Source organism: Jeotgalibacillus haloalkalitolerans (assembly GCF_034427455.1).
Classification (GTDB): Bacteria; Bacillota; Bacilli; order Bacillales; family Jeotgalibacillaceae; genus Jeotgalibacillus; species Jeotgalibacillus haloalkalitolerans.
This window is the reverse complement of record NZ_JAXQNN010000020.1, coordinates 1-258: the sequence shown is the minus strand read 5'-3', so window position 1 is coordinate 258 and position 258 is coordinate 1. Positions and strand designations below refer to the sequence as shown.

The following is a 258-nucleotide window of genomic DNA, read 5'->3' as shown; positions in this document are numbered from 1 at the left end:
GCCCGTAGCTCAATTGGATAGAGCGTTTGACTACGGATCAAAAGGTTAGGGGTTCGACTCCTCTCGGGCGCGCCATATTTTAAATTTTATATGCGGGTGTAGTTTAGTGGTAAAACCTCAGCCTTCCAAGCTGATGTCGTGAGTTCGATTCTCATCACCCGCTCCAATATTTTTGAAACATTTGAACCTTGAAAACTAAACAACCAAACGTCAACGTTTAAGATTTTTAGTCTTTTTCGAAACAAAAAGACAATGAGC

General features: G+C 41.1%; 1 tRNA gene. It reads left to right on the top strand.

Annotation, left to right across the window (positions count from 1 at the left end):
• Positions 1 to 92: 92 nt before the first annotated feature.
• A tRNA-Gly gene (locus tag UFB30_RS16560) sits at positions 93 to 166 on the top strand.
• Positions 167 to 258: the final 92 nt, after the last annotated feature.